Raw genomic sequence first — 15,455 nt, forward strand, 5'->3', positions numbered from 1 at the left:
CCGGAAGGATCGACTCCACTTCGGAAGGCGGGCGCCCGTGCTGGACCGACTTGTCGACAAGCTGCTCGGACTCCCCCGCGCCGAAGGCCCGAAGCCGGTCGTGACGCGCGACCTCGCCGTGCCGATGCCCGACGGCGTCACGCTGCTCGCCGACCGGTACGCCCCCGCCGGGACGACGTCGGCGCCGGTGGTGCTGATCCGCACGCCGTACGGGCGCAAAGGCGTGTTGTCGAAGCTGTTCGGCGACACGTTCGCCCGGCACGGGCTGCAGACGGTCATCCAGAGCACCCGCGGCTCGTTCGGCTCCGGCGGCGAGTTCCGGCCGTTCCACCTCGAACGCGAGGACGGCATGGCGACCGCCGCATGGCTGCGCGCCCAGCCGTGGTGCGACGGGAACCTCGCCATGGCCGGCGCCAGCTACCTCGGGCACACGCAGTGGGCGATCGGGCCGTACCTCGACCCGCCGCTGGCCGCGATGTGCCTCGGCGTGACCGCGTCGGAGTTCGTCTCGACGTTCTACCCGGGCGGCGTGCTCGCGGCGGACAACATGGTGTCGTGGTCGGCGCTGATCGGCAGGCAGGAGGAGCGGTTCGCCGCGCTGCCGAACCCGCTGCGGAAGCGCAGGACGCGGCGGGCGATGTCCGTCCTGCCGCTCAGCGGCGCCGACGTCGCCGCGATCGGGAAGCCGGTGCGGTTCCTCCAGGACGTCACCGCGCACTTCGCGCCGGACGACGACTACTGGGCGATGTCCGACCACAGCGCGGAAGCCGCGAAGCTCGACGTGCCGGTGTCGATGGTGACCGGCTGGTACGACCTGTTCGTCCGCGGGCAGCTGCGCGACTTCCGGACCCTCGCCGACGCCGGCAAGGCACCGCGGATCACCATCGGGCCGTGGGCGCACGGCGAGCCGGCGAGCCTGGGCCCGATGATGCGCGACCAGCTGGGCTTCCTGCGGGCGCACCTGCTCGGCGACCGCACCTTCCTGCAGCGCGCGCCGGTGCGGTTGTTCCTGCAGGGCGCGAACTCGTGGCTGGACTTCGAGTCGTGGCCACCGCCGTCGACGGCGACCGCGTCGCACCTGCGCCCGATCGGCGGGCTCGGCGAGGCGGTCATCGGCGAGGCGCGGCCGACGCGGTTCACCTACGACCCCGCGGACCCGACCCCGGCGGTCGGCGGGCCGCTGCTGACCGGCGAGTGGAAGCAGCGCGACAACCAGGCGGTCGAGGCGCGGCCGGACGTGCTGGTGTTCACCGGCGAGCCGCTGCCGTCGGACCTGGACGTCATCGGCGACGTGACGGCGACCGTGCACGTACGCACGGAACTGCCGCACGCCGACGTCTACGTCCGGCTCTGCGACGTCGACACGAGCGGCGTGTCCCGCAACGTGACGGACGGGATCCTGCGGCTGCGCCCGGGTTTCCCGCCGGCGGACGGCGAAGGCGTGGTGACGGCGCAGGTGACGCTCGACCCGACGGCGTACCGCTTCCGCCGCGGCCACCGGCTGCGGGTCCAGGTGGCGGGCGGGGCGTTCCCGCGCTTCGCGCGCAACCACGGAACGGACGAGCCGGTCACGTCCGCGGTGGCGGGAAAGCCGAACCGCTTCGAGATCTTCCACGACGCGACGCGGCCGTCGAAGATCACGTTGCCGGTGTTCAACCGCTAGCCTCCGGGTCCGCGTGGCCTGCCGAAGTCTGGAGGAAGGCCCAGGTGCCGTCACGGCCCGTCAGTGGCGGGGATTGCTCGGCGAGCACCAGATCGCCGGGGAACACGTGCCCGTGCTCGGTGAGACGGGCGTCCCCGTCGATCTCCACGCCGCCGAGCCGGACGGAAACCCGTTCGCGGGGCGGATCGATCCGGATCCGTGCGCCGGTGAAATCGGCCGGTCCGTCGATCGTGGTCCCGGAAAACCTGACCGGTCCGCCGAATTGGGCCCTGGTGAACCAGACCTCGTCGAACCTGGCGCCGTCGAACCCCGCGACGCCGCCGAAGGCGGCGCCGTCGAACCCGGCCAGCCACGCGAATGAGGCGTCGTCGAATCTGGCATCACCGCCGAACCGCGTCTCCGAGAACCGGACGAGGTCGCGGAACCCGGCCCCGCCGAACGCCGCGCTTCCTCCGAACACCGCCTCGCCGAACTCGACCGGGCCTAGGAAGGTGGCCTCCCCGAAAAGAGCGTCGCCGCCGAACCGGGCCGCCGCGAAGTCGGCCCGTCCGGTGAATTCGGCCCCCCGGAAACGCGCGGTCCGCACCTGGCATTGACCGAAGTCGAAGTCGGCCAGCTTCGCGTCGGTGAGGTCGAGGTCGAGGTCTCGCCAGAAGCCGGCCGGGTCGGCGGGCCGCAGGTGTGCACGGAGGATGCGTTGCGCGGTGAGCCGCACCTGCAGTTCCTGCTGACGACGTTCGTTCTCCTCCCGGTCCGGCCCCGGCGCCTGCTCGGCGGCCGGGCGGTCAGCCACCGGGTGCAGGTAGGGCATCCGCAGGTAGGCGCACAACACGTTGACGATGGTCTGCCGCTGTGCCGGCGTGCCTTGCGCGAGGTCTTCCAGCGCGTACACACCGGCGAGACGGACCGCCGCCTTGTCCGAGCCGAGCTGGTCCGACGCCTTGGTGAACCGTTCGGCGAAAAGCTTGATGTCCTCGCGTCGTTCGGCGGCCTCGCCCAGTTGCTGCTTGCGGTAGGCGACGACCAGCGCCACGACGGCACCCACCCCGCCCACCACGGCCAGCACGATCTTGGCGAAGTCGAAGCTGTCGGCGGCCGTCCAGCCGCCTGCCTGCCGGATCGGCGGACGGCCCAGCAGCAGCCAAAGCAGCGCTCCGAGCCCGGCCGCGGCGACCACCGCCACGGCAAGCAGGAGCACGATGTTGAGGCCCAGTGAGAGACGAAGGCGTGGCCGGTCGTCCATGGAGCGTCGGCGTAGCGGCATGAGAAGCGTCATACCGCTTCGGCAGGCATCACCACAACGCTCCGAATGAAGCGGCGAGTCAACCGCTGACCACGCGGTGGTGGCTGGTCACCCGGCCGTCTTCGTGCAGTACGTGCAGCAGCAACGCCGGCGGGCGGTCGTACTCCAACGGGCCGCCGTCGGCCCAGCCGCGGTCCGCGCCCGGCTCCACCGGCAGCAGCGAGCCCGACACCACGCCCGGGGCGATGCGCAGCGGCACTCCGGCGAACGTCGTCGACGCGCCCGTGTGGACGTGGCCCGCCAGCAACGCCTTCACGCGCGGGTGCCGGCCCAGCACGGCCGCCAGCCGGTCCTCCCCCGACTGCCGGATCGCGTCGACCAGCGGGACACCCACCTCGACCGGTGGATGGTGGAACGCGACCAGCGCCGGGCCGTCGCCGCCGCCGAGGACGCCGTCGAGCCAGTCCAGCGTCTCGTCGGCGAGAAGACCCGCGCCGCGGCCCGGGATCGTCGAATCGCACATCGCGAACAGGACGCCGCCGACCTCCCGCGCGAAGTTGATCGGCGCGTCCGACGGCGGCAGGCCCAGCAGGCCCGCGCGGAAGGCCGCGCGCACGTCGTGGTTGCCCGGGCACACCAGCACCGGCGCCGGGTGCTCGAGCAGCTCGGCGGCGCGCGCGTACTCCGCAGCCGCGCCGTGGTCGGCGATGTCGCCCGTCACCACCAGCGCGTCGATCGGGCGAGCGAGCCCGCCGAGGTAGGCCATCACGGCGGCGACGCGGTGCTCGGCCCGCGGGTCGTCGTCCAGGTGCAGGTCGCTCAGGTGCGCGATGATCATCTTCCGTCCTTCCCCAGGTACGCCAACGCCTTCACCCAGTTGCGGACCAGCACCGTGGACGCGGCGGGCAGGTCGCCCGCGCGCAGGGCGGCGGCGATCCGGCGGTGCTCGCCGATGCTCTCCCCGGCGCGGGCGGTGCCGCCGAAGTAGCACGATTCGTAGCGCTTGAGCAGCGGCTTGGTCTGCTCGATCAGCCGCAGCAGGTGCGGGTTGGGGCAGCGGGACAGCAGCAGCGCGTGCCACCGGTCGTCCACTTCGGACAGATCGCCGCCGGACTCGAGCGCGGCGGCCATCTCGTCGGCGACGGCGTCGAGCGCGTCCGGCAGCCCGGCCAGCTCCAGCGGCGACGTCCAGCGCAGCGCCAGCGCTTCCAGCTCGGCGACCAGCGGGTAGAGGCGGCGGGCCTCCTCCGGGTCGAAGGGCGGCACGAGAAAACCCCGGCCCGGCGCCGAAACGAGCAGCCCGCGGTCGGCGAGCCCGATCAGGGCTTCCCGCAGCGGCGTCCGGCTCACGCCCAGCTCGCGCGCCAGGTGCACCTCGTTGACGCGGGCGCCGGCGGCGAGCCGCCCGTCGAGCACGCGGGTGGTGATCTCCTCGATGAGGTCGCTGCGCAGCGGGGCCCGGGCCATGGCGGCAGTATTGCATACAGAAGAGAGCTACTGTATTCAGTTCACATGACCTTCGACGTCGATCGCGCTCGCCGGGACACCCCCGGCTGCTCCGAAGTGGTCCACTTCAACAACGCCGGTTCCGCGCTGCCGCCGGCCGTCGTGACCGACACCGTCGTCGAGTACCTTCGCCACGAAGCCCTGGCCGGCGGCTACGAAGCGGCCGCCGAGGCGTCGGACCGCCTGGCCGCGGTGTACGCGTCGGCGGCGAGGCTGGTCGGCGCCGACCCGGACGACATCGCGCTCACCGACAACGCGACCCGCTCGTGGCAGGCGGTGTTCTACGCGCTGCCGTTCGGGCCCGGTGACCGGATCCTGACCAGCCGTGCGGAGTACGCGAGCAACGCCATCGCGTTCCTGCAGGTGGCCCGGCGCACCGGCGCGGCCGTCGAGGTGATCGGCGACGACGAATCCGGGCAGCTGGACGTCGAAGAGCTGAAGCGGCGCGTCGACAGCGACGTCAAGCTGATCGCCGTCAGCCACGTGCCCACCCAGGGCGGGCTGGTCAACCCGGCCGAGGAGATCGGCGCGGTCGCCGAGGCGGCCGGCATCCCGTTCCTGCTCGACGCTTGCCAGTCGGCGGGCCAGCTCGACCTCGACGTCTCCCGCCTGAAGTGCGACGCGCTGTCGACGACCGGCCGCAAGTACCTGCGCGGCCCGCGCGGCACCGGCTTCCTGTACGTGCACCCGCGCCTGCGCGAGCGGCTGGAGCCGGCGATGCTCGACCTGCATTCGGCGAGCTGGGTGTCGCCGGGCGAGTACGTCGTCGACCCGACGGCCAAGCGCTTCGAGGTGTGGGAACGCGACTTCGCGGCGGTGTTCGGCCTCGGCGCGGCGATCGACTACGCGCTCGGCTGGGGCCTGCCGGCCATCGAAGAGCGCGTCGCTTCCCTGGCCGCGTCGCTGCGCCAGCGGCTCGCCGACGTCGGCGCGCGCGTGCACGACGTCGGGGCGCGCAAATGCGGAATCGTCACCTTCAGCCTCGACGGCTTCCCCGCCGCGGAGGTCAAAGCCCGGCTGGCCGAGGCGAACGTCAACACGTCGGTGTCGTCGCGGACGTCGGCGCAGTTCGACTTCACGGCCCGCGACCTGCCGGACATGGTCCGGGCGTCGGTGCACTACTACAACACCGAAGACGAGATCGATCTTCTCGTGCGGCAGGTGGAAAAGCTCTAGAACGCGTTCACGCCGGTCAGCTCCGCCGACACGGTCCACAGCCGTTCGGCGAGCACCGGGTCGATCGCGTAGTCCTTGACGCCGGTGCGGGCGCCGTCGGCGGGCGCGGGTCCGGCGATGTCGCAGTCTTCGAGGTAGACGCCACCGAGGCCGTCGAGCTGCGGGGACGTCGCGGCCCACACCTGTGTCGCGGCGCCCTGCTCCGGCGTCTTCGCGCCGCCGGTGACCTGACCGGACTCGTCGACCATGCCGGCGTCGATCAGCTCCCGGCGGTCGAGGTGGCGCACGAGGTCGGTCAGGATCCGGCCCGGGTGCAGGGCGAACGCGCGGACGCCGGACTCGCGCGCCAGCTTGTCGAGCTGGACCGCGAAGAGGACGTTCGCCGTCTTCGCCTGGCCGTACGCGAGCCACTTGTCGTAGCCCCGCCGGAATTCGAGGTCGTCGAAGCGGACCGGGCCGTAGTGGTGGCCGCGCGAGGACACCGACACCACGCGGGCCCCGGGTACGAACGCGGGCCAGAGCCGGTTCACCAGGGCGAAGTGGCCGAGGTGGTTGGTCGCGAACTGCGCTTCCCAGCCCGGTCCGACGCGGGTCTCCGGCGGCGCCATGATCCCGGCGCCGGCGACGAAGATGTCGATCCCGCGACCGGCGAACCGCTCGGCGAAGGCGCGGACGCTGCCGAGGTCGGCGAGGTCCAGCTCGTCGACCTCGACGTTTCCGAAGCCCCGCAAGGCTTCTTCGGCCGTCGCGCGGCGCCGGGCCGGGACGACGACGTGCGCGCCCGCCGCCGTCAGCGCCCGAGTTGTCTCGAGGCCGATGCCGGAGTAGCCGCCCGTGACGATCGCGAGCTTGCCGCTCAGGTCGATCCCGGCGACGACCTCGGCCGCCGTGGTGGTGGCGCCGAAGCCCGAGCCGATCCTGTGCTGTGGCGTGGTCATGCCGCCGACGTTAGGTCCTGGAGTGAACTCCGGCGCAAGTTCGGCCCTTGGGCAGCCGCCGCGCGATCACCAGCTTCCGGATGCGCGCGCCACGCGCCGGGCAGCGCCCAGCCGAACAGGCGGAGCTCGGCGGCCTTCTCCCGGATGTCGGCGGAAATCTCCGCGCGCACGCTGCCCGGATCGCTGCCCCCACGGACCTCGCCGGGCGCGGTAGCTTGGGCCGATGCGCAAGCCGCTCACCGTCGTCATGGCCGCCGTCGCCGCGGCCGTCATGCTGCCCTCGACCGCGTCCGCGACACCGGGCAGCGGCGTCACCGGCACGATCCTGGCCCGGAAGACCGCCGGGCACACCGACTACACGCTGCGGGAGATCACCATCCAGCCCGGCGGCTACACCGGCTGGCACTTCCACGACGGCACGCTCTACGCGTACGTGAAGGCCGGCACGCTGACGCACAACCTCGCCGACTGCAGCCTCGACGGCGTCTTCGGCACGGGCCGCGCGTTCACCGAGAAGCCCGACCAGGTGCACATCGGCCGCAACCTCGGCACGACGCCGCTGGTGCTGGAGGTGCTGTACGTGCTCCCGGCGGGCAGCCCGCTGTCGGAGGACGCGCCGGACCCCGGCTGCGGTTTCTAGCTCCCGAACCAGCCCGCGGCGTCCAGGCGGTACGCCGCGGGCCCGACGACCGCGCGCAGGTCGTTCTCGAGGGCGGCCATCCGCTCGCGACCGACCGTGCGGGCCCAGTCCGCGCGCAGCTCGTCGAAGATGTCGGCCGACTTCCGGAGCGCGTCGACGCCGTGGCCGGTCAGGCGCACGATCTTGCGGCGCGCGTCGGCCGGGTCGTCGGCGCGTTCGACGTAGCCCAGTGCCTCGAGCCGCTCGACCGTCTTGCCCGCCGCCTGCTTGGACACGCCCAGCCGGCGGCCGATCTCCGACGCCGTCGCGCCCTGGACGCCGATGGCCTGCATCGCGAACCCGTACGACGGCCGGACGTCCGGGTGCCCGCGGCGCGCGAGCTCGGCGTGGAGGCGGTCGATGAGCGTGCGGAACCCGCCGAAGAGCAGGAAGGGCAGCTCGTAGCCCGGCGTGTCCGTCATGACCCCTTGCCAAATTCGACAACCAGGTTTACGGTTTCGACAACCACATTGTCGATCCTACGTCTGGAGACGTCTTGTTCCCCGATCACACCCCGGAGTCTGCACCCGCCGCCGCCCGCCCGGCGATGGCGGCCACCGCGAAGAAGTTCGGCCGCGTCCCGGCCGCCGTCGCCCGCCTGGCGAGTTCACCCGAACTGCTGAACGGATTCCTGAAGCTCAACGCGATCTACGAGTCCACCACACTGGCGGCGCTGGACCGCGAAGTGCTGGTCATGACGGTCGCCACCCGCACCGGCTGCCACCTCTGCGTGGCGATGCACACAGCGACCTTGGCGGGCCTGGGCGCTTCGCCGGAGCTCGTGGCGGCGCTGCGGGCACGGTCGGTCCTGCCGGAGCCGCGGCTGGAGGCGCTGCGGCAGTTCGTGCTCACGGTGATGGACACGGCCGGCGACGTGCCCGCCGAGCAGCTGGCGGCGTTCACCGGCGCCGGCTACACCGCCCGGAACGCACTGGAGGTGGTGCTGGGAATCGGGACGTACACGCTGTCGACGTACGCGAACCGGCTCACGCAGGCGCCGCTCGACGAGGCGTTCGCCGAGCACACCTGGCACGCGGCCTGATCAGCGCGGGACGACGGTGGTGCCGGTCGCGTCGCCTTCGACGAGCGCGCGGTAGGCCTCCGCCACGACGGCCACCGGAGTCCCGCCGGTCCGTCCCATCGCCGCGAGGGTTTCGCTGATCCAGCCCGGGCTGACGGCGTTGATCCGCAGACCGCGCGGCAGCTCGGCGGCGGCCGAGCGGACGAACCCCTCGAGACCGGCGTTGACGAGCGCGCCGAGACCGCTGCCGGGAACGGGCTCGGTGAACGTCCCGCCGGTGAGCGTGATCGAGCCGCCGTCGTTCAGCCGCGCCGCCGCGCGCCGCACCAGGGCGACCTGGCCGAGCAGCTTGGCGCGCAGGTCGTCGAGGACCTGCGCGTCGGTCAGCTCGGCCAGTGGCCGCAGCGGCACGTTCGCGGCACAGCACACGACGGCGTCGGCCGCGGTCTCGAACAGCGCGTCGAGCGAGGCGGGGTCGGCCAGGTCCGCGCGGACCGGCGAGGTCCGGGAGACGCGGACGAGGTCGTGGCGCGGTTCGAGAGCGGCGGCGACGGCTCGCCCGACGAGCCCGGTGGCCCCCAGCACGATGATCCTCACGCGTTCGACGCTAACGGCCGCGGCAACCGGGTTCCGGCGGCAGCCGCTCCGGCCGGCCGATTCATGTGACTCAGGTCTCATTCCGGCCGTGTCCGGCCGGCGGCGCCTGCTCCGACCCCTGGGTGTTCACCCACGGAGAAGGAGTCGAAATGGACAAGCCGGCCGGACGGCGGGAGTGGCTGGGGCTGACGGTGCTCGTGCTGCCCACCCTGCTCGTCGCCATGGACATGACGTCGCTGTTCCTCGCGCTGCCCCAGCTCAGCGCCGACCTCGGGGCGAGCGCCACCGAGCAGCTGTGGATCACCGACAGCTACGGATTCGTCGTCGCCGGGTTCGTCATCACCATGGGCACCCTCGGCGACCGGATCGGGCGGCGGCGCCTGCTGCTGGCCGGGGGCGGCACCTTCGCGGCCGTTTCGGCCGTGGCCGCGTTCTCCACCAGCCCGGAGATGCTCATCGTGGCGCGCGGCGCGCTCGGGATCGCCGGGGCGACGCTGATGCCGTCGACACTCGCCTTGATCACGAACATGTTCCGCGACGGGCGGCAGCGCGGGAAGGCGATCGCGATCTGGGCGACGTGCCAGTTCGCGGGCGGCGCGGCGGGTCCGGTCCTCGCCGGGTTGCTGCTGCAGCACTTCGCCTGGGGCTCGGTCTTCCTGGTCGCGGTGCCGGCCATGGGCGTGCTGCTGGCGGCCGGCCCGTTCCTGCTGCCGGAGTTCCGCGCGCCGTCGTCGGGACGGCTGGACTTCGCCGGCGTCGGGCTTTCGCTGGCCGCCGTGCTGCTGATCGTCTTCGGGCTGAAGCAGCTCAGCACCGGTGAGCTGCTGGTGCCGCTGGCCGCGATCGCCGCCGGCACGGTGCTGGGCACGGCCTTCGCCCGCCGCCAGCTGACCCGGCCGGAGCCGCTGCTGGACCTGCGGCTGTTCCGGAACCGGCCGTTCACCGCGGTGCTGGTCGCGCTGGTGTTCGCCGGGGTCGCGATGGCCGGGGTCGGCCTGCTGGTGACGCAGTACCTGCAGAGCGTCCTGGGCTACTCGCCGCTGGCGTCGGCGGTGCTGTTCGCACCGATGGGCCTGGGCGTCGCGGCGGGCACGATGACGGCACCGGCGCTGACCCGCCGGACCACCCCGGCCACGGCGATCGCGGGCGGGTTGGCGGTCTCGGCGGCGGGCGGCCTCCTGCTGGCCGGCACGGGCGGCCTGGCGGCGGTCATGGTGGGCATCGCGGTGCTGGCGCTGGGCACGGGCCCGCTGTTCGCGCTGGGAATCGGCCTGGTGGTGGGCGCGGTCCCCCCGGAGCGGGCGGGCTCGGCGGCCTCGATGGCGGACACGGGCAACTACCTGGGCGGCTCGCTGGGCATGGCCCTGATCGGCCTGACGGCAACGGCGGTGTACCACGGAGTGTTCCCGGCGGGCACGACATTGGCCGCGGACGTCACGCGCGCGGAGGTGGCGGAGCAGGCGAAGGACGCTTTCACGATGGCGGTGCATGTGACGGGTTTGATCGCCGCGGTGCTTTTCGCGGGGCTCGCGGTGCTGGTGCGGGCCATGCGTCCGGCGTCGGCTCCCGCGCCGGAACCGGCAATGGCGAAATGAGCCGACCGGCGCTCCGAATCGGATTTGGCGCCGAACCACTTCGGCGGCACGGAATGGTCGGCTCCGGGTGTGCGTTGAACGGTACGCACGCCCCGGAGCCGGCCGCCATCTCGGTCAGGTGGACGGCTGGTCGTCACGTTGCATGAAGTGGACGATGGCGGCGACCACCACCACGGCCGCCACCGCGGCGGAAATCCACACGATCGCCATGCCGATGCCCGACAGCGACGTGGCGGTGCTGCAGGTGGCCCGGTACGTCGAGGAGAGAGCTTTCTCCAGTGTGTGGAAAGTCGTGCCGCACGCCTGCGCCTGACTGGAATTCTTGGCGTGCATCACGAGCCCGATGATGATCCCCACCACCGCGACGACCAGCACAATCGGGGAGAATTTGATGTATCGCTGAATCACGTGCACCACCTCTGCTGTTTCGACTGGGAAATTATTCGGCCGAGCGGGCCGACTTTCCCACTCCGAGTCGGCCGGAACAGCGAGCCTGTTACACCGATCGGAAAGACGTGGCTTTTACGAAGCCGGCCGGTTTTCTGTCGGCGGGCAACGGTTTCCGTCGTCGTTGTGCGGCGTTATGCGGGCGGCAGAAAACATCAAAGCGACAGTAATGGAACTTTCGCGGCGAATTTACTTTCCCTTGGGCGCGAAGCCAAGCCGGGCAACGTCTTCGCAGCGCCGGAACCCATCCGGCGAGAAATTCACCGGATGGGTGGGACACGAGCGTGGCGATGGTGGGCGCAGCAGGGTTCGAACCTGCGACCGCTCGGGTGTAAACCGAGTGCTCTTCCGCTGAGCTATGCGCCCTTCAGGCGGCGGCTCCGCGCACGAAGCCGCCACCGCGAGACCTCACGCCAGTTCGGCGACGGCCTTCTTCCAGCCCTGCTGGTCACGCGCCTCGCCCGGCGCGTTGACCTCGGCGAACCGGACCACGCCGGACTTGTCGATCAAGAACGTCCCGCGGACCGCCAAGCCGGCGTCCTCGTTGAACACGCCGTAAGCGCGAGCGACCTCGCCGTGCGGCCAGAAGTCCGACAGCAGCGGGAACTGGTAGCCCTCCTTCTCGGCCCACGCCTTCAGCGAGAACGGCGTGTCGACCGAGACGCCCAGCACCTGGACACCCTTGTTGTCGTAGTCCGCGAACTCGTCGCGGAGCTGGCACAGCTCGCCGGTGCAGATGCCGCTGAACGCGAACGGGTAGAAGACCAGCAGCACCGGCTTGTCGCCCCGGAAGGACGACAGCTGCACCGGCTGCTTGTTGTAGTCGTTGAGCGTGAAGTCAGGGGCCTCAGAACCGACCTCGACGGCCATACCGCGTTTCCTCTCCCGAACGGACACGTGCCTGCGACGACAACCCTATCGTGTCCGCCCGGCGGGACCTGTTCAGCGCTGCTTCGACTTGGACTTCGGGGACACCAGCCGGGTACCGATCCAGTTCGGGCCGACGCTGATGTTGGCCGTCTGGGCGAGGCCGACCGCCGGCACCGCTTCGGCGATCTCACTCGGCTCGACGTGCCCCGGCTGCCCCGTCTTGGGGGTGAGCACCCAGATGACGCCGTGCTCGTCCAGGGGCCCCCTGGCGTCGATGAGCGCGTCGCCCAGGTCGCCGTCGTCCTCGCGCCACCAGAGCAGCACCACGTCGATGACCTCGTCGGCGTCCTCGTCGAGGATGTCCCCGCCGATCTGCTCCTCGATCGCCGCGCGGACGTCGTCGTCGACGTCCTCGTCCCAGCCGATCTCCTGGACCACCATCTCGGGCTTGATGCCGAGCCTCTCGGCGACGCTGCTCTGATCAGCGTCTCCCGCGGCGACCACTGCTTTCACTCCTCCAACTACGACGGAGTGTGGCGTCGGGCACCCCTTGCGAGGGTACGGCGGCGCCACACTCGGCGACCCGGTTGCCGATAGCGAACACTGGTAGGGCTCCGCGCGCAACCGTCCACACCGGATCTTTGACAACTCGTGTCGCAGGATACGGCCCGCGAGCGGCCCCCCGCGACGGCGTTTCGGGTACCTCGGCGGACCGGTCTGCCACCCCCGAGGGGCCGTCGCATAGGGTGGGGGAGAAGAAACCGCGCGCGCGATACACCGCGCGCTGGGAGTGGCTCGACCGGGCCGGCCGATGTTACCGCCAAGTAGCGGTGCGGAAGCCGGGACGGAAGACGACGATGGAGAGTCGTACACCCCCGCGTACGAGCACCACCGGCTACAACTTTTCGCAAGGAGACCCCTTGGCCCCGCAGAACGACGGCGCCTCCGGCAAGGAGACCCCGGCACGCGTACGCGTCATCCGTGACGGACTGGCGGCGCACCTGCCCGACATCGACCCGGAGGAGACCGCCGAGTGGCTGGACTCCTTCGACGAGGCGCTGGCCAGGGGTGGTCAGCAGCGGGCGCGCTACCTGATGCTGCGCATCCTGGAGCGCGCCCGTGAGCGCAACGTCGGCGTCCCGGCCCTGACCTCGACCGACTACGTCAACACGATCCCCACCGAGAACGAGCCCTGGTTCCCCGGCGACGAGGAGATCGAGCGCCGCTACCGGGCCTACATCCGGTGGAACGCGGCGATCATGGTGCACCGGGCGCAGCGTCCCGGCGTCGGCGTCGGCGGCCACATCTCGACCTACGCCTCGTCCGCCGCGCTGTACGAAGTCGGCTTCAACCACTTCTTCCGCGGCAAGGACCACTCCGGCGGCGGCGACCAGATCTACATCCAGGGCCACGCCTCCCCCGGCATCTACGCCCGCGCGTTCCTCGAGGGCAGGCTCAGCGAGTCGCAGCTCGACGGCTTCCGCCAGGAGTACAGCCACGCCGGCGAGGGCGGCGGCCTGCCGTCCTACCCGCACCCGCGGCTGATGCCGGAGTTCTGGGAGTACCCGACGGTGTCGATGGGCCTCGGCCCGATGAACGCCATCTACCAGGCCCGGTTCAACCGCTACCTGCGCGACCGCGGCATCAAGGACACGAGCGACCAGCACGTCTGGGCGTTCCTCGGCGACGGCGAGATGGACGAGGCCGAGTCCCGCGGCCTGATCCACGTCGCGGCGGGCGAAGGCCTCGACAACCTGACCTTCGTGATCAACTGCAACCTGCAGCGGCTCGACGGCCCGGTGCGCGGCAACGGCAAGATCATCCAGGAGCTGGAGTCGTACTTCCGCGGCGCCGGCTGGAACGTCATCAAGGTGATCTGGGGCCGCGAGTGGGACTCGCTGCTGCACGCAGACCGCGACGGCGCGCTGGTCAACCTGATGAACGTGACGCCGGACGGCGACTACCAGACGTACAAGGCCAATGACGGTGCGTTCGTCCGGGAGCACTTCTTCGGCCGCGACCCGCGGACGAAGGACCTGGTCAAGGACCTCTCCGACGCCGACATCTGGAACCTCAAGCGCGGCGGCCACGACTACCGCAAGGTGTACGCGGCGTACAAGGCGGCGCTGGAGCACCACGGCCAGCCGACGGTGATCCTGGCCCACACCATCAAGGGCTACGGCCTCGGCCCGGCGTTCGAGGGCCGCAACGCCACGCACCAGATGAAGAAGCTCACGCTCGACGACCTGAAGCTGTTCCGCGACTCGCAGCGGATCCCGATCAGCGACGAGGAGCTCGAGCGCGACCCGAAGCTGCCGCCGTACTACCACCCGGGCGCGAACTCGCCGGAGATCGAGTACATGATCGGCCGCCGCAAGGCGCTCGGCGGCTTCCTGCCGGAACGGCGTCCCAAGGCCGCCAAGGCCCTGGTCCTGCCCGGCGACAAGGTCTACGAGGGCATCCGGAAGGGCTCCGGCAAGCAGGAGGTCGCCACGACGATGGCGTTCGTCCGGCTGGTCCGCGAGCTGGCGAAGGACTCCGAGATCGGCAAGCGCGTCGTCCCGATCATCCCGGACGAGGCCCGCACCTTCGGCCTCGACTCGATGTTCCCGACGGCCAAGATCTACAACCCGCACGGCCAGACGTACACCTCGGTCGACGCGAGCCTGATGCTGGCCTACAAGGAGTCCGAGAAGGGCCAGCTGCTGCACGAGGGCATCAACGAGGCGGGCTCGACCGCGTCGTTCACCGCCGTCGGCACGTCGTACGCGACGCACGGCGAGCCGATGATCCCGATCTACATCTTCTACTCGATGTTCGGGTTCCAGCGCACCGGTGACGGCCTGTACGCCGCGGCCGACCAGATGGCCCGCGGGTTCGTCCTCGGCGCCACCGCCGGCCGGACCACCCTGACGGGTGAGGGTCTGCAGCACGCGGACGGGCACTCGCTGCTGCTGGCGGCGACCAACCCGGCGGCGGTGGCCTACGACCCGGCGTGGTCGTTCGAGATCGCGCACATCGTCAAGGACGGCCTGCGCCGCATGTACGGCGAGACGGGCCCGGACGGCAACGGCGAGAACGTCTTCTACTACATGACGATCTACAACGAGCCGTACCAGCAGCCGGCCGAGCCGGAGAACCTCGACGTCGAGGGCCTGCTCAAGGGTCTGTACAAGTACGCCGACGCCCCCGAGGGCGACGGTCCCGAGGTACAGATCCTGGTCTCGGGCGTCACGATGCCGGACGCGCTGAAGGCGCAGAAGAAGCTGGCCGAGGAGTGGGGCGTGCGGGCCGCGGTGTGGTCGGCGACGTCGTGGACCGAGCTGCGGCGCGAGGCCGTCGAGATCGACCACGACAACCTGCTCTACCCGGGCAGCGAGCCGCGCGTGCCGTACGTCACGGAGGCGCTTTCGGGCACGAACGGGCCGGTCGTGGCCGTGTCGGACTGGATGCGCGCGGTGCCGGACCTGATCCGCCCGTACGTGCCGACCGACATGCTGACGCTGGGCACGGACGGCTTCGGCTTCTCCGACACCCGGCCGGCGGCGCGGCGGAAGTTCCTGGTCGACGCCGAGTCGATCACCGTCGGCGCGCTGTCGATCCTGGCCAAGCGCGGCGAGGTCGACCAGGCGAAGGTCCTCGAAGCGGCCACGAAGTACCGGCTCGACGACATCTCGGCCGCCGGGCCGCAGACGTCGGATTCCGGCAACGCGTGACCTG

The 15,455-nt window shown here is 71.3% G+C and carries 15 protein-coding genes and 1 tRNA gene; 6 read left to right on the plus strand and 10 right to left on the minus strand.

Features of this window, described 5'->3' with window-relative positions; genetic code table 11:
• Positions 1–37 precede the first annotated feature (37 nt).
• A complete protein-coding gene (locus BT341_RS38000) occupies positions 38–1,663 on the plus strand; it encodes a CocE/NonD family hydrolase (protein ID WP_072480823.1) in 1,626 nt (541 codons plus the stop codon).
• Here BT341_RS38000 and BT341_RS38005 read toward each other — a convergent pair.
• From BT341_RS38005 to BT341_RS38015, 3 genes are all read right to left on the minus strand, one after another.
• Entirely contained in the window at positions 1,653–2,906 is a 1,254-nt protein-coding gene (locus tag BT341_RS38005; RefSeq protein WP_072480824.1) for a pentapeptide repeat-containing protein, read from the minus strand. The two genes, BT341_RS38000 and BT341_RS38005, sit on opposite strands and share 11 nt — an antisense overlap.
• A gap of 79 nt (positions 2,907–2,985) precedes the next feature.
• Positions 2,986–3,744 (minus strand): metallophosphoesterase, encoded by a 759-nt coding sequence (locus BT341_RS38010; RefSeq protein WP_072480825.1) that lies wholly within the window; start codon positions 3,742–3,744, stop codon positions 2,986–2,988.
• On the minus strand, positions 3,741–4,373 hold the full coding sequence (locus BT341_RS38015) for a GntR family transcriptional regulator (protein WP_072480826.1): 633 nt from the start codon (positions 4,371–4,373) through the stop codon (positions 3,741–3,743). The genes BT341_RS38010 and BT341_RS38015 overlap by 4 nt, the downstream gene beginning before the upstream one ends.
• Before the next feature lie 45 nt (positions 4,374–4,418).
• On the opposite strand from BT341_RS38015, the gene BT341_RS38020 reads away from it, so the two are divergent.
• Positions 4,419–5,588, plus strand: coding sequence for an aminotransferase class V-fold PLP-dependent enzyme (locus BT341_RS38020; protein ID WP_072480827.1), 1,170 nt, complete (start codon positions 4,419–4,421; stop codon positions 5,586–5,588).
• Here the strand turns inward: BT341_RS38020 and BT341_RS38025 are convergent.
• On the minus strand, positions 5,585–6,526 hold the full coding sequence (locus tag BT341_RS38025; RefSeq protein WP_072480828.1) for an SDR family NAD(P)-dependent oxidoreductase: 942 nt from the start codon (positions 6,524–6,526) through the stop codon (positions 5,585–5,587). The genes BT341_RS38020 and BT341_RS38025 overlap by 4 nt on opposite strands.
• 223 nt (positions 6,527–6,749) lie before the next feature.
• Here BT341_RS38025 and BT341_RS38030 point away from each other — a divergent pair, with 223 nt between their 5' ends.
• The gene (locus tag BT341_RS38030; protein WP_072480829.1) at positions 6,750–7,166 is read left to right on the plus strand and encodes a cupin domain-containing protein; all 417 of its coding nucleotides are present in this window, start codon (positions 6,750–6,752) and stop codon (positions 7,164–7,166) included.
• On the opposite strand, the gene BT341_RS38035 is transcribed toward BT341_RS38030, so the two are convergent.
• The gene (locus BT341_RS38035; RefSeq protein ID WP_072480830.1) at positions 7,163–7,627 is read right to left on the minus strand and encodes a MarR family winged helix-turn-helix transcriptional regulator; all 465 of its coding nucleotides are present in this window, start codon (positions 7,625–7,627) and stop codon (positions 7,163–7,165) included. The genes BT341_RS38030 and BT341_RS38035 overlap by 4 nt on opposite strands.
• A gap of 125 nt (positions 7,628–7,752) precedes the next feature.
• On the opposite strand from BT341_RS38035, the gene BT341_RS38040 reads away from it, so the two are divergent.
• A complete protein-coding gene (locus BT341_RS38040) occupies positions 7,753–8,247 on the plus strand; it encodes a carboxymuconolactone decarboxylase family protein (protein ID WP_072480831.1) in 495 nt (164 codons plus the stop codon).
• On the opposite strand, the gene BT341_RS38045 is transcribed toward BT341_RS38040, so the two are convergent.
• Positions 8,248–8,823, minus strand: a complete 576-nt coding sequence (locus BT341_RS38045) for a short chain dehydrogenase (RefSeq protein ID WP_072480832.1) — start codon at positions 8,821–8,823, stop codon at positions 8,248–8,250.
• 149 nt (positions 8,824–8,972) lie between these two features.
• On the opposite strand from BT341_RS38045, the gene BT341_RS38050 reads away from it, so the two are divergent.
• The gene (locus BT341_RS38050) at positions 8,973–10,418 is read left to right on the plus strand and encodes an MFS transporter (protein ID WP_072480833.1); all 1,446 of its coding nucleotides are present in this window, start codon (positions 8,973–8,975) and stop codon (positions 10,416–10,418) included.
• 114 nt (positions 10,419–10,532) lie between these two features.
• On the opposite strand, the gene BT341_RS38055 is transcribed toward BT341_RS38050, so the two are convergent.
• The 4 genes from BT341_RS38055 to BT341_RS38070 form a co-directional block, all read right to left on the minus strand.
• A complete protein-coding gene (locus BT341_RS38055; RefSeq protein WP_143168777.1) occupies positions 10,533–10,826 on the minus strand; it encodes a hypothetical protein in 294 nt (97 codons plus the stop codon).
• A gap of 330 nt (positions 10,827–11,156) precedes the next feature.
• Positions 11,157–11,231 (minus strand) — tRNA-Val (locus BT341_RS38060).
• Positions 11,232–11,273: 42 nt separating this feature from the next.
• A complete protein-coding gene (locus BT341_RS38065; RefSeq protein ID WP_072480835.1) occupies positions 11,274–11,735 on the minus strand; it encodes a peroxiredoxin in 462 nt (153 codons plus the stop codon).
• A 72-nt stretch (positions 11,736–11,807) separates the two neighbouring features.
• Complete coding sequence (locus BT341_RS38070; RefSeq protein ID WP_072480836.1) at positions 11,808–12,239, minus strand: DUF3052 domain-containing protein; 432 nt, start codon at positions 12,237–12,239, stop codon at positions 11,808–11,810.
• 416 nt (positions 12,240–12,655) lie between these two features.
• On the opposite strand from BT341_RS38070, the gene aceE reads away from it, so the two are divergent.
• Complete coding sequence (gene aceE, locus BT341_RS38075; RefSeq protein WP_072480837.1) at positions 12,656–15,451, plus strand: pyruvate dehydrogenase (acetyl-transferring), homodimeric type; 2,796 nt, start codon at positions 12,656–12,658, stop codon at positions 15,449–15,451.
• Positions 15,452–15,455 lie beyond the last annotated feature (4 nt).

It is taken from the genome of Amycolatopsis australiensis (assembly GCF_900119165.1).
Taxonomy (GTDB): Bacteria; Actinomycetota; Actinomycetes; order Mycobacteriales; family Pseudonocardiaceae; genus Amycolatopsis; species Amycolatopsis australiensis.